11 protein-coding genes and 1 pseudogene are annotated in these 13,621 nt (G+C 53.2%); 6 read left to right on the top strand and 6 right to left on the bottom strand.

The window, feature by feature from the left end; genetic code table 11:
- Window positions 1–42 precede the first annotated feature (42 nt).
- From PsWM33_RS26720 to PsWM33_RS07455, 6 genes and pseudogenes are all read right to left on the bottom strand, one after another.
- A pseudogene (locus PsWM33_RS26720) lies at window positions 43–156 on the bottom strand (helix-turn-helix domain-containing protein); the annotation flags it as partial.
- A 50-nt stretch (window positions 157–206) separates the two neighbouring features.
- Window positions 207–1,532 carry an MFS transporter gene (locus PsWM33_RS07475; RefSeq protein ID WP_082826921.1) on the bottom strand — a complete coding sequence of 442 codons (1,326 nt, stop codon included), beginning with the start codon at window positions 1,530–1,532 and terminating at the stop codon, window positions 207–209.
- Window positions 1,533–1,745: 213 nt separating this feature from the next.
- Complete coding sequence (locus tag PsWM33_RS07470) at window positions 1,746–2,219, bottom strand: GNAT family N-acetyltransferase (protein WP_063299749.1); 474 nt, start codon at window positions 2,217–2,219, stop codon at window positions 1,746–1,748.
- A gap of 107 nt (window positions 2,220–2,326) precedes the next feature.
- The gene (locus tag PsWM33_RS07465; RefSeq protein ID WP_063299748.1) at window positions 2,327–3,364 is read right to left on the bottom strand and encodes an ABC transporter substrate-binding protein; all 1,038 of its coding nucleotides are present in this window, start codon (window positions 3,362–3,364) and stop codon (window positions 2,327–2,329) included.
- Window positions 3,334–4,719 carry a sensor histidine kinase gene (locus tag PsWM33_RS07460; RefSeq protein WP_063299747.1) on the bottom strand — a complete coding sequence of 462 codons (1,386 nt, stop codon included), beginning with the start codon at window positions 4,717–4,719 and terminating at the stop codon, window positions 3,334–3,336. Before PsWM33_RS07460 ends, PsWM33_RS07465 begins: the two co-directional genes overlap by 31 nt.
- Entirely contained in the window at window positions 4,716–5,381 is a 666-nt protein-coding gene (locus PsWM33_RS07455; RefSeq protein WP_057461447.1) for a response regulator transcription factor, read from the bottom strand. Before PsWM33_RS07455 ends, PsWM33_RS07460 begins: the two co-directional genes overlap by 4 nt.
- A 108-nt stretch (window positions 5,382–5,489) precedes the next feature.
- On the opposite strand from PsWM33_RS07455, the gene PsWM33_RS07450 reads away from it, so the two are divergent.
- From PsWM33_RS07450 to PsWM33_RS07425, 6 genes are all read left to right on the top strand, one after another.
- The gene (locus PsWM33_RS07450) at window positions 5,490–6,473 is read left to right on the top strand and encodes a tripartite tricarboxylate transporter substrate binding protein (RefSeq protein ID WP_063293348.1); all 984 of its coding nucleotides are present in this window, start codon (window positions 5,490–5,492) and stop codon (window positions 6,471–6,473) included.
- A 66-nt stretch (window positions 6,474–6,539) separates the two neighbouring features.
- Window positions 6,540–7,025, top strand: coding sequence for a tripartite tricarboxylate transporter TctB family protein (locus PsWM33_RS07445; RefSeq protein ID WP_063296019.1), 486 nt, complete (start codon window positions 6,540–6,542; stop codon window positions 7,023–7,025).
- A 9-nt stretch (window positions 7,026–7,034) separates the two neighbouring features.
- On the top strand, window positions 7,035–8,552 hold the full coding sequence (locus PsWM33_RS07440) for a tripartite tricarboxylate transporter permease (protein ID WP_063287503.1): 1,518 nt from the start codon (window positions 7,035–7,037) through the stop codon (window positions 8,550–8,552).
- 26 nt (window positions 8,553–8,578) lie between these two features.
- Window positions 8,579–9,634: an AbrB family transcriptional regulator gene (locus PsWM33_RS07435; protein WP_063299746.1), complete on the top strand. Its 1,056-nt coding sequence runs from the start codon at window positions 8,579–8,581 to the stop codon at window positions 9,632–9,634.
- Window positions 9,635–9,826: 192 nt separating this feature from the next.
- Window positions 9,827–12,226 (top strand): transketolase, encoded by a 2,400-nt coding sequence (locus PsWM33_RS07430; RefSeq protein ID WP_063299745.1) that lies wholly within the window; start codon window positions 9,827–9,829, stop codon window positions 12,224–12,226.
- Window positions 12,227–12,322: 96 nt separating this feature from the next.
- Window positions 12,323–13,474: a DSD1 family PLP-dependent enzyme gene (locus tag PsWM33_RS07425; RefSeq protein ID WP_063299744.1), complete on the top strand. Its 1,152-nt coding sequence runs from the start codon at window positions 12,323–12,325 to the stop codon at window positions 13,472–13,474.
- Window positions 13,475–13,621 lie beyond the last annotated feature (147 nt).

Raw genomic sequence — 13,621 nt, 5'->3', positions numbered from 1 at the left:
ATAGTGAGACAGAGGCTCTCCATTTTCTTTAGGTCAGTCCGCTTTGATCTCGCGATAGATTGTGGATCGATGCTTGCCCAAACGCTGAGCAATCTCAGAAACCGGCATCTTTGCCCGATCAAATTGCTCAATCAGCCGACGGTCTTCTAATCTCAAATGCGAAGAATTGCGTGTCGTTTTCAATTCGATGCTAACAGCTTATTAATCTAACAAACTGATTTATATAGCTGTCGCACTTCAGATGTGAACCCAACCCACCTACAGCACCATCTCGCAGAATGTAAGTTATGGAACCTTATTTGTGTACTGCAAATCTCGGGTGTCCCCCTTAACCAAAGCAGTGAGTTTATTGTTAGTAGGGCGATGAAGGTGGTGAAGAGGAGTGTCGGGTTGTTTTGTTCTAGGAGGATTCCGGTGAGGAAGAGGCCTAGGGGGACGCCGGTGTAGCGCAGGGAGGAGAAGACTGTGCCGCGTTTGTCTTCGGGGACGAGTTTTTGAAGCACAGTCGCGTCAACGACGCTGCCAACTCCCAAGTTTACACCGTACACAAACATTCCCACTGAAATGACAATTGCAGCGGTATTGATATTGCCACCGCCCCAGTCAGCATTAAACATCCAGAGCAGCAAGGCTAGGCCGAGTGCTTGTCCTATGGGTGTGAGTTGCAGAAGCCTGAGGGAGGATACTCTGTGGCCCACGAATGTGTAGGCAAGGGTTGTGAGTGTGGTTCCGCAGGCAAAGCATGTGAGCCAGATTCCAAGCCAAACGGCTTGCTTGTCATTTGAATTTGCCAGAACTGGCAAGGTCAATGAAAGCAAGGAGACTGCCACTGTATTGATAATCAAGTCATAAAGGCCGAGCTTCAAGATGCCCGGTGTTGACAGCATCCACTTCCAGACTTCTTTTGTTGGTTGTCTATCTGTATTAGCTGCGTCCTGCTGACGAGTGGCCTTGATGCCTATGGATACAATCATAAGCGCCATCAAGAAACTCAGTGAGTCCAAAATCAGGACTGTGGTTGCGCCAAAGGCGGCGATCAAAATGCCAGCCATCGATGGGGTTAGAAGGTCAGCCACAGTCTCAAGAAGCGAGTTCATTCCGTTCACCCGTTCGCGAGGCAATCCTTCCCGATCAATCAACGCCGGGATCATGACGCTTTTTGCGGTTTGTCCGGGAACATCGATGACCTGCGAGAGGAAGACGAGAAATCCAAGAAGGGCAAGATCCAGCAGATCAACGGAGTATAGCAGCGGTATCAAAAGTACGGCGAAGGCGTTCACAGTATCGCAGAAAATACTGGTGGTTCTGGCAGAGAACTTGTCGATCAATGGTCCGCTGAAGAGACCGACAACGATGTTTGGAAGCTGTCCGGCAATGGCGATTGTTGCAGTGATAACAGCGTTGCCCGTCAGGTCATAGACAAACCACGGTATTGCGATGGCAGACAGGCCATTCCCCAACAAAGACAGAAAGTTGGCTGAAAACAGGAAGCTGATCTGTCCCCATTTAGCCTTTAAGGTAACATCAGACAAAACAACCCCACTCAGCGAAATGCAGCATAAATTCAATGGCTTGAGTGCACACAATCATGGCTATCGGAAACAAGTTCAAATATCATTCTTATCTTATACTAATAAAAGCGAGTACTTGGGAGTGCAACTCAAAGTCGGTCATTTATTCGTTGAGGGCCTGCGGGCATGACACCATGTGCATATCGCAGGAACTCTGGCGGGTGTCATGAAATGTTACGCGGACAAGGTCTTTGTCATGAGAAAGTTTGTGAGCGTAACTCCTCGAACAACGGGTGCTTGCTCTCGCTCAACTTGCCAGCCTTGGTGAAGGAAGAAAGCTTTTGCAGCCACGCTAACGTCTGCTGAAAGGGTGGAGATGTTGCGCTGTTCCGCCCAGTTTTGCAACTGGTCATAGATGGCGGTGCCGACACCTTGGCGGGTGTGGTAGGGGCTGGTGAATGCGAATTCCACATAACCTTTTGCATCGATGGTCATGAAACCGATTACTGACTTGTCTTTGACAGCAACAAAGCCAGTCATATCGTGGAGTTTGGCAGGCCAACGCTCAGGTGCGGGTGCTGGCCCGGCCCATGCGGCGAGCTGCTCTTCCGAATAGTACTCCTTTGCTCCGATTGTGACGGCATCATAAAACACACGTGCGCAGTCTGGGGCATCTGAATTCTTCAGTGGGCGGATCTCTACAGGCATTGGTGGCTTTCACTCAGCTGGGTTTGGAGGCAGCCTCTTGCCACAAACTCTGACAAGGTGAAAGAGGATTGAGCGACAAAACCCTCCACCTGCTGATTTGGTTGGTCTCACTGCTGAATGATCGCGTTTTGCCATTCCTGGAGGAAGTGTTGGCGTTTGAGATTGTCTTGATAAACCAAAAGACCAGGACCGAGACGGATGGCGCGCAGTGATAGGTTCGGGGCAATCTCATTGCGGTTGAGTTTCGGGTACGGGTAGTAGTCAGCCCCCTCCTCGCTCCAGGACGCTGTGATCAGATGGTCTATAAAAGTGCCGGCAATTTCAGGTTGTTCGGCACCAGCTGGAATGATGGCGGAGCGCAGCATGAGTGTTGTGAAGTCTTCCAGTTCCAGAATACCGATATCAGGATCACTGGCGGCCCGTGCAGAAGCGTAGGAGCCGAGCACGTTATACGCAATTGCCAGATTGCCCTTTGTGATGTCAGAAATCATATCAGCGGAGCAGCAGTAGAGACGGGCGTTCAGAGAGCCCATCACCTCGTTCAGACGCCAGAACGTGTCTGATGTGCGGGCATCTTGCGTGGCGAACAGAAAGCCAAGGCCGCTCTGGCGGATGTCATAGGTGCCGACTTTGTTGAGGAAGCGTTCCGGATGGTTGCGCAGAGTTGAAATCAGATTTTGCCGTGATGTTGGAACTTCCAATCCGGCAAATGCGGATTTGGAGTAGACCACCGAAGCTGGTTCCTGCGTGAAGGCAAACACATGATTGCGCCAGCGGGCCCAATCCGGCATCAAGCCAGCGACTGGGGAGTTATGCGGCAAGGTGAAACCGTCGTTTGCCAGCTTCACCTGCAGGTCCATGGCGGATGAGATGGCAACGTCAAAAACCTGCTTCTCATCATAAAGGGCTGTCATCAACTCGGTGCTGCTGACGACGGTATAGTCTATGGAAACGCTTGGGTACTTGCGTTGAAATGCTTCCACCATAGGTGAGAAAATGTCGATGTCAGAGTTGGATATAATGCGTAGGTTTGCCCCCTCTTGCGGAGCGGGAAACACTTTGTGCTGTTCAATCTCATAGGCACTTGCTGAAAGCAGAGAAGTCAACAACATGATCAGGACTGGGGGAAATAGAAGGATACGCATGCGCCTCTGACGTTTGTTCTGTTTGAAAGTTTCAGGTGTCCACCATGAGCTTGCGTCACCTCTTCGGCAATTGTAAGCCCAAGCCCGGAACCGACCGTATCTTCGGCGTTTTTGCCCCGCGAGAACCGCTCCGTCAACTGGTCGATGTCTTCTGGAGCAAAACCGGGGCCTTGATCGTAAACGGACAAAACCACCCAGTCGTCTTCGTGCGTCACGATAACTTGCACGTCCTCGCCTTTTGGAGCGTATTTGATGGCATTGTCCAAAATGTTGCTCAGTGCATTTTGGATTAGGATTGCGTCCCCCGAAATTGGCGGTGGCTCATCGCCATGCAAGCTCAACGTCTTGTCTTGCATCTCTGCCAGCGGGCGCAGCCGTTCAAGGGTTTCCTCTGCCAGATCCAGCAGGTTGATGTCCTTCACCTCCAGATGGTCGGTGCGGAAAGAAACCATAGCGTGGTCCAGCAGTTGACCTGCTGCGCGTGAGCTCTCATCAATGGCCCGGATCATTTCTTTCAAAGCCGCTCTGTTCTCTGGTCGTTCCACCCGTCGCAAGGCGATCTCCGCTTGCGTTCGCAGCACTGCAAGCGGCGTGCGGATGCGGTGGGCAGCTTCTGCGATGAACTCTTCGGAGCGTGTGAGTGACTTCTTAAGTCTTGCCATGAACCGATTGAGTGCCACCACAAGCGGCGCCATCTCGCCCGGCACTGGGGCTTGTACTGCCCTCAGATCCTGCGGCCCTCTTTTGGAAACCGAGTTCGCGAGTGTCTGCACAGGGCGCACGGCTGATTGGGCTGTCAAAACACCCAGCACGGCAGCTGCAATAAAGAACCCGAAACCGAGATAAGCAGCATTCGCGGAGATGCGCTCCAAGGTTTCTCGTTGGCGCTTCAGTGTTTGAGCGACAGACACGGTGACTTCAACAGGGCCGGATGCGTTGGAAAGGCGGCGTGTGGCGGAGACCATACGAATGCTCTCACCCAGGTAATGAGAGGTGATGAACCTGTGACTGTCCTGCCCCTTGGATGCCTTGGCAATGGGTAGGCTTTCATATCCGGTGAGGTACTTTCCGTTGACGACAACACGGTAGAACACGCGGTCATCACTGACATTGCCAAGCATGGAAAGGGCGGAATACGGAATATCGACCGTGACCTCCCCGCTCTGAATTGCGGCGCTGTCCAAAATGGACGTGGCGGATGCTGACAGGATGTTGTCCTGAGATTCTTCTGCGACTTGCTTGGCATAAGTCATCACCATCACAAACAGCAGCGCTGCAAGCACGGCAGCAATGCCGAGGAGCTGCAAGGTCAGGCGGCGACGGATTGAGCCGGATATGTTGGCGCCAGAGTTCATGTCAGGCTTAACCGATACCCCAGTCCACGCACGGTAATGATCTGGACCGAGGAGGATGAAATATGCCTGCGTAAACGGGCGACATAGACCTCGATGGCATTTTCCGAGACATCTTCGTCGTAAGAAAATAATCTGTCTACAAGCTTTGTTTTTGAGAAAATAACGTCCGGAGCGCCGAAAAATATCTCTAAAAGGCGTAGCTCTTTGTTACGCAGGCTCACTGTTTTGCTGCCAATTTTGAGTGTGCCAGCCAGTGAATCAAACACCAGATCGCCGAATCGCTTCGCATTTGTCACGCCGCCGGATCTCCGCCTTATGACAGCACGGCATCTTGCCTCTAACTCCGAGAAATCAAAGGGTTTTGTGATGTAATCATCAGCCCCGAGATCGAGCACCCCTACTCTGTCTGAGACCTCTGAACGTGCTGTCAAAACGATCACCGGAGTGTCATCCTGACGGCCTCGATGTTCATTTAGAAAATCTCGCCCATCACCATCTGGAAGCATGATGTCGAGCAAAATCATGTCGTAATCTGCTGTCGAGATGTAGTCCTCGGCAGTAGAAATTTCAGCAGCGTGATCAACGACATGACCATCCAGTGTCAATCTTTCGACAATGGATGTCGCCAGCTTGGCGTTATCTTCAACGAGAAGAAATCTCATCTTTTGCTTCCCCAAAAAATCAAGGAGGTGACAGGTTTGTGTCAGGTTTCCGTGTTTTCACGTAAGTCATGGGTGACAAATGCTGCCCTTGTCAAATGGGAGGACACAATGAGTTTTATTCGGGCGCGCCGCGTGGTTGCGGCAGCGGCTTTGGCTGCGATGACATTTTCCATGCCAACGGCTTCCTTTGCAGAGCCAGTGGTTGATAGCATTCACTTCCTCATTCCAGGTGGTGCTGGTGGAGGCTGGGACGGCACTGCACGCGGCACAGGCGAAGCACTAACCAAGTCCGGCCTTGCTGGCACGGCCTCTTTTGAAAATATGTCCGGTGGCGGCGGCGGTAAGGCCATTGGGTATCTCATCGAGAACGCAGCAAGCCAGCACGGCACGTTGATGGTAAACTCCACGCCAATCGTGATCCGCTCGCTGACTGGCGTATTCCCGCACAACTTCCGTGATCTGACGCTGGTTGCAGGCACCATTGGCGATTATGCAGCCATCGTGGTGGGCAAGGACAGCCCAATCAACTCCATGAGTGATCTGCTGGCAGCATACAAAGCTGACAAGCGCGGCACTGCAATTGGCGGCGGTTCTGTCCCAGGCGGCATGGACCATCTTGTTGCGGCCATGGTGATGGAAGCAGCTGGCGAAGATGCGACCATGGTGAAGTACATTCCGTATGATGCGGGTGGTAAGGCCATGGCGGCGCTGCTTTCCGGCGAAATCTCTGCACTTTCTACCGGCTTCTCTGAGGCGATTGATCTTGCAAATGCGGGTGAAGTGAAAATCATTGGCGTCACTGCTGATGAGCGCGTTGCAGCCTACAAAGATGCGCCAACCATGAAGGAACAGGGCATCGACACCACGTTCGTCAACTGGCGTGGTTTCTTCGGCGCACCGGGCCTGCCAGAGGCACAGGTGTCTGCCTATCAGGAGGCTCTTGCGAAGATGTACGACACCCCTGAGTGGGAAGAAGTGCGGGCACGCAATGGCTGGGTCAACATCCATAACTCTGGTGAAGACTTCCACGCGTTCCTTGAAGGTCAGGAAAAGACCATCGGCGATCTCATGAAGAAGCTGGGCTTCCTCTAAATCAATAAGAATAAATGGATGCGCTCTTGGCAGCGCATCCACTTGTCACGCCAACGGGAGGGGATGATGGCACTGGACCGATGGATTGCACTTGTCATTCTGGCAGTGAGTTTAAGCTACGGATACACCGCGTTTTTTCTGATGGACGCTGGTTTGCCACCGTTTATGCGGTTTAACCCAATCTGGCCGAGCACGTTTCCAAAAGTCATTGCGGTGCTGGCTGCAATCACAAGCCTCGCCATTTTGCTCGGGTTTGAGAAAAAGCCTGCAGATTCAGATGCAGACGAGATCGATTTCAGCAGATTATGGGACTACAACATTGGTCAGGCCGTGTTCCTGCTGGTTCTGATGGCGGGCTACGCTCTGTTGCTGCGTCCTGCTGGCTTCCTGCTCTCCACATTGCTCTTTCTGGTGATCTCGGCAGCTCTGCTTGGAGAGCGGCGTTTTGTGATCCTTGTGCCTGTTGCAGCCATTGCTGCTGGCGGTGTCTGGTATCTGGTTCAGCAAACACTGGGCATTTATCTCAGCCCTCTTCCAACATTTTTCAACTAGGAGGCCACGATGTTAGACGGTATTTGGGTTGGCCTCTCGACGGCCTTCTCGTTTTCTAATCTTTTGATGGTGATTGGCGGCTGCCTGATTGGCACATTTATCGGCATGTTGCCGGGTCTTGGACCTATGTCCATCATCGCCATCATGATCCCTGTGGCGATCTCCATCGGTGATCCTTCCGCGGCCTTGATCCTGCTTGCAGGCGTTTATTATGGCGCGATTTTTGGTGGCTCCACGTCCTCCATCCTCATCAACGCACCGGGTGTCGCTTCTACCGTTGCCACAAGCTTTGATGGCTATCCGCTGGCACGCCAGGGCAAGGCAGGCAAAGCGCTGACAGTTGCGGCGATTGCTTCTTTCGCAGGTGGCAGTATCGGGGCTATCTTGCTGATGATATTTGCGCCTGCGCTCGCATCCGTCGCGCTGCTCTTCCACTCTGCTGAATACTTCGCATTGATGGTGGTCGGCCTTTCCGCAATCGCTGCTTTCGCGGGCAGCGGACAGGTGGGCAAAGCCCTGCTCATGACACTGGTAGGTCTGATGATGGCAACCGTTGGTGAAGGGGCATTGTTCAACCAACCACGCTTCACCATGGGTATACTGGATCTGCAATCGGGCTTTGGGTTCATCACGCTGGCCATGGCCATGTTCGCCTTGCCTGAAGCGCTGTTCCTAGTGCTAGATCCATCCCGTTCCAATTCTGGTGGAAGTAGCGGCGACATCAAGGATCTGCGCATCACAAAAGCAGAGGCCAAGAAAATTGCACCAGTGATTGGTCGCCAGTCTATCCAAGGCTTCCTGATTGGGGTTCTTCCGGGAGCTGGCGCAACAATCGCCTCCTTCCTCGGCTATGCGGTAGAACGCAACATTGCGCCGAAAGAAGAACAAGCTGAGTTCGGCAAGGGCTCTGTCAAAGGCCTCGCAGCTCCAGAATCTGCGAACAACGCGGCATGTACTGGTTCCTTCGTTCCTCTGCTGACACTCGGCATTCCGGGATCCGGGACAACGGCGATCCTGCTCGGTGCCCTGATCGCTTTGAACGTTTCACCGGGGCCACGCCTGATGATCGATCAGCCAGAGATTTTCTGGTCCGTGATCATCTCCATGTATGTGGGCAATGTGATCTTGTTGATCCTGAACCTGCCGCTCATCCCCTACATCGCCAAAGTGCTGGCTGTGCCGCGCAACTACCTCATTCCGTTCATTCTGTTCTTCACCCTCATGGGTGCCTATATTGGACAAAACAATGCAACGGAACTGCTGATGCTCGTGGGCTTTGGTGTATGTGCAACGCTCCTGCGCTTTGCCAACTATCCGCTCGCGCCACTGCTGATTGGGTTCATTCTGGGCAGCATGTTGGAAGATAATTTCTCCCGGTCTATGCAGCTTTATGATGGGATTAGCTTTATCATGGAACGCCCGATGACCATGGGCTTGCTGGCTCTGGCGGTTATTCTGGTCGTTTTGCCAACCATCCGTGCCCGCCGTGTGCGCAAGCAGGAATTGGAAGCCGCTGAAAGCGACTGATCAAACCGCAGCTGGGAAACTGAGTTTTGGTAATTGAGAAGAAAGACTGGTCCAATCTGTCCATAACGCTTGCTATTGCAGGCGCAGGGGCTGGTCTTTTTTCCCTCCTCGGGTTCCCGGCAGCCCCCCTCACCGGCTCAGCTCTTGCCGTTTCGCTCGGTGGCTTGCTGGGCGCTCCCGTCATCGTCCCGCTCTGGCTGCGCACGCTCTGCTTCATTGTTCTGGGTACGAGCATTGGCTCTGGTGTGACGCCTGCTGTTATCGATGCCTCGATTACGTGGCCTGCGAGCTTCTTGGCGTTGGGGATCAGTCTTATCCTGAGCATGCTGATCAGCCGTGCGATCCTGGTACGGTTTTTCGGGTTTGATGCCTATAACGCCTCACTTGCTTCTTCACCGGGGCATTTGAGCTACATCCTCAGCATGGCGGCAGATAGCAAGGCGGACGTCACCCGCATCGGGCTTGCACAAAGCACGCGGGTCTTGTTTCTCACCATCTGTGTTCCGCTCTTTGTCTCGCTGCTTTTTGAGGAAACAGGCGCTTCCTTCCTGCCCGTGCAAAACATCAGTCTACTCTCAGCTGTCTATCTGTTGCTCGGGGCAGCTGTCGTTGGAACCATCTTCTTAAAGATGAAACTCCCCGCCGCCTATCTACTCGGCGGAATGCTGGTGTCGTCTTTAGGGCACGTAAGCGCACTCACACCCGGCAAGATACCGGATTGGGCAACGCTCAGCTCATTTCTGGTGATGGGAGCTTTGATTGGAACCCGCTTCAAAGGTGTCAGTCTTGATCTTTTCGCCAAAGCCATTGGCGCGGGCGTTGTGGTTACGCTCATCACAGTTGGTATGGCAATCCTTGGGGTTGTGCTGGTGATGCCACTGGTTGGACTGGACCCAAGCCTGTTGTTTGTGGCGTTCGCTCCAGGCGGTGTTGAGGCTATGGCCGCCATCGCCGTGCAAAGCGGTCTCGACCCCACCTTCGTCGCCGCCCACCACGTCTTCCGCCTGCTGTTGCTGACCTTTGTTGTGCCTTTGATGTTGAGGCGTTCAAAGGCCGCACTCCCCGCAAAAGGCCGGTCGTGAATCTACGTAGCATATGAGCTGAAAAGTGCATTGCGAATAGGTTAGGCGGAAGTATTTTCCTTAAATTCGATCAAAGCTCAAAAATTTCCCTTATTCATGAAGGTATATCAGTTGGCTCAAGAGATTAATTCTCAAGGCAACCTGATAGCCTCGCGGAATAAAAATATTCCAATGAAACCGACGGGGAGTTTAATGAGCGCAGCTTCACTGGATACTTTGGGTACGCTGGAAAGCCGAGTGCGATGGCTTGCCTCCTGGACCATTCACAATGCCAACCATCTCCGCGGTTCTGACGTTGGCGATGTGAAAGTTGGCGGCCATCAGGCGTCTTGTGCCTCTATCAGCACCATCATGACTGCGCTCTATTTCCATAGTTTGAGCCCACAAGACCGGGTGGCGGTGAAGCCGCATGCTGGGCCTATCTTCCACGCGATCCAGTATCTGGCAGGGAACCAGTCGCTGGAGAAACTGCAGAACTTCCGTGGTTTCCATGGCGCTCAATCTTACCCCTCTCGCACCAAGGATATTGATGACGTTGATTTTTCAACTGGCTCTGTTGGCCTTGGGGTCGCGCAGACGCTGTTTTCATCACTGGTGCAAGACTATGTGAAGGCGCATGGCGGGCTTAACAAAGCGCCGGAAGGTCGTATGATCTCGCTGGTTGGCGATGCGGAAATGGATGAGGGGAACATCTATGAGGCATTGCTGGAGGGCTGGAAACATGGCCTGCGCAATTGCTGGTGGATCGTGGATTATAACCGCCAGTCATTGGATGCAGTGATCCGCGAAGGCCTTTGGGAGAAGTTTGAGAGCATCTTCCGCAATTTCGGGTGGGAAGTTGTCACTCTTAAATACGGTAGCCTGCAGGAAGAAGCCTTCAAAGAACCGGGTGGCAACAAGCTGCGCGACTGGATCGATCTGTGCCCCAATCAGCTTTATTGTGCCCTTGCTTATCAAGGCGGTGCAGCATGGCGTAAGCGATTGCTGGATGATTTGGGAGATCAGGGCGAAGTCAACGAATTGATCAATCGGCGCAGTGATGCAGAGCTGTCCAAGCTCATGTGCAATCTTGGCGGTCATGACCTACCCTCCCTGATTGATGCATTTGAGCATGCCAAGACCCATGATCGTCCGGTCTTGTTCCTGTGCTATACGGTGAAGGGCTTTGGCCTGCCGTTGGCAGGACACAAAGACAATCATGCTGGCCTGATGACCTCCAAACAGATGGAAGACTACCGTCAGATGGAAGGCATCCGCGAGGGGCATGAGTGGGACAAATGGGAAAGTACATCTGATCCGCAAAACCTTCAGGCCTTCGTGACTGGGGCTCCGTTCTTTTCAAAAGACAACCGACGATACTCCGCAAAGACTGTACCGGTTCCCGCGCAATTACCTGCACCCAGTGCAGCAGAAAAGATGCTCTCAACTCAGATGGGTTTTGGGCAAATTCTCCACGAAATCTCCAAGCAGGATGAAGAGCTCGCAAAGCACATTGTGACAACGGCACCAGACGTGACGGTCTCCACCAACCTTGGCCCATGGGTCAACCAGCGTGGGCTGTTCGCGAAGGAAGAACTAGCGGATACGTTTAAGGCAGAGCGGATTCCATCCACTTTCAAATGGGCGTTTTCTCCGCAAGGCCAGCATATTGAGCTGGGTATTGCAGAATCCAACCTGTTCCTCCTTCTTTCTGCACTTGGGCTGTCGCACAGCATCAACGGTCAGCGCCTGCTGCCGATTGGCACAGTTTATGATCCGTTCATTTTGCGAGCAGCAGATCAGCTCAACTACGCCTGTTATCAGGATGCGCGCTTCATGCTGGTGGCAACACCATCCGGTGTGACACTGGCACCGGAAGGTGGGGCGCACCAGTCCATCAGCACGCCGTTGATTGGCCTGGCTCAGGACGGGGTGGCCGCATTTGAACCAGCCTTCGTTGATGAGCTGGCGACCATTATGCGCTTTGGGTTTGATTATATGCAGCGTGATGGTGAGGGTGACCCGGACGAGCGTACATGGTTACGGGATCAGACCGGTGGCTCCATTTACCTGCGTCTTTCAACCCGCCCATTAGAACAGCCACTGCGGACCTTCACGCCTGAAGAAGAGCAGGACATTGTCGACGGTGCTTATTGGCTGCGTAAGCCAGGACCCAATGCGGAAATCGTGATCGCATACACGGGAGCCGTTGCCCCAGAGGCAATCAACGCCGTTGGGATGATGGCGGAAGACCGCCGTGATGTTGGTCTGCTGGCAATCACGTCTGCTGACCGCCTCAATGCTGGTTGGACAGCTGCGCAGCGCGCTCGGGACCGTGGGGCAATGCATGCGCGCAGCCACATTGAGCGCTTGTTTGATGATGTGCCGGACAACTGCTCGCTCATTACAGTGCTGGATGGGCACCCTGCCACCCTTGCATGGCTTGGTGCGGTGAAAGGCAACACGATCCGCACACTTGGTGTGGAGCACTTTGGTCAGACTGGCACCATTGCCGATCTTTATGCTCATTACGGCATCGACACCCAATCCATTTTGCGGGCGGCTGAAACGATTTCGACAGGTGGCAAGATTCGCTACATCAAGGCGGGCTAGACTTGCAGGCGGAAGCGGTGTGTGGTGCATTGCTTCTGCCGTTTTACTGTTCAATTTCGTTCTTATTGAACTCATGCCTGCTGCAAGGACTTCGCTGTGACCTCTGATCTTTCCCAGTACACGCTTGGCTATGACATCCCTGCCCTACCGGGAATGAAGCTGGATGATGTGCAAACGCCTGCTTTGATTGTTGATCTTGATGCCTTTGATCATAACCTGCTGAAAATGCGTGATGAGATTGCCAAGTATGGTGTTCGCCATCGCGCTCACTGCAAAATGCATAAGTCTGCTGAAGTTGCAAAACTACAGATAGAGCGAGGCAATGCTTGCGGCGTGTGCTGCCAAAAGGCGAGCGAAGCAGAGGCTCTGGCGAGAACAGGCCTCGCTGACATTATGGTGTCCAACGAGGTTTGTGATCCCTACAAGATTGATCGTTTGGCACAGCTTCCCAAGCTTGGTGCACGTATCCTAGTCTGCACGGACAATCTGGCTAATATTGCAGATCTCTCTCAAGCCGCAGTCAAACACGCAACACAGCTGGAAGTTCTGGTGGAACTGGATTGTGGTGGTGCCCGGTGCGGCGTGGCAGATAGCGCTGCTGTGTTGGAGCTGGCAACTGCAATCATCGCAGCAGCCAACTTACGGTTTGCGGGCATTCAGTCTTATCAGGGCGCTGCACAACATGCCTATGATTATGCTGATCGAAAAGCGCTGCTGGATACGGCAATCACGATCACCAAGGATGCTGTAGACCTGCTGGAAAGCAAAGAGATCCACTGTGATATCGTTGGCGGCGCAGGGACTGGCTCATACCCGTTTGAAGCAGCCTCCGGTGTGTTCAACGAGTTGCAATGCGGGTCCTATCTCTTCATGGATGCGGACTACCGCAAAGTGAAAGACAAAGATGGCAAGCACTTACCTGCTTTTGAGCATGCCCTGTTCCTGCTGACTTCGATCATGTCCACTGACATCGATGGGCAAGCCGTTTGCGATGCAGGGCTGAAGGCACACAGCATCGATTCCGGGCTGCCGACTGTGTTTGAGAGACCTGACCTGCAAAGTCTCGATTATTCAGATGAGCATGGCGTCCTGAAGGATCCGCAAAACTCGTTGAAGATCAACGATAAGATCAAGCTCGTTCCTGGGCATTGCGACCCGACCTGTAACCTGCATGACTGGTATGTGGGTGTACGTGACGGTGTCGTGGAAACGCTTTGGCAGGTGACAGCCCGTGGTAAGTTTTACTAGGCGTGCAGAACCTTGGTTTGACAGCAACATCCATCCTCTGTAGGTTGCGCGGCAAGGGATCAGGCCCCTGCCGCTCGCAGAGCAATGCTCATGGTGAAGCCTGAAACAAAAGATGTGACTTCAGCCCAGACAAGCGGGTTGGTGGCA

Origin of the sequence: Pseudovibrio sp. WM33, assembly GCF_001623165.1 — a bacterium.
Taxonomy (GTDB): Bacteria; Pseudomonadota; Alphaproteobacteria; order Rhizobiales; family Stappiaceae; genus Pseudovibrio.
This window is presented reverse-complemented; position numbering and strand designations above follow the sequence as displayed.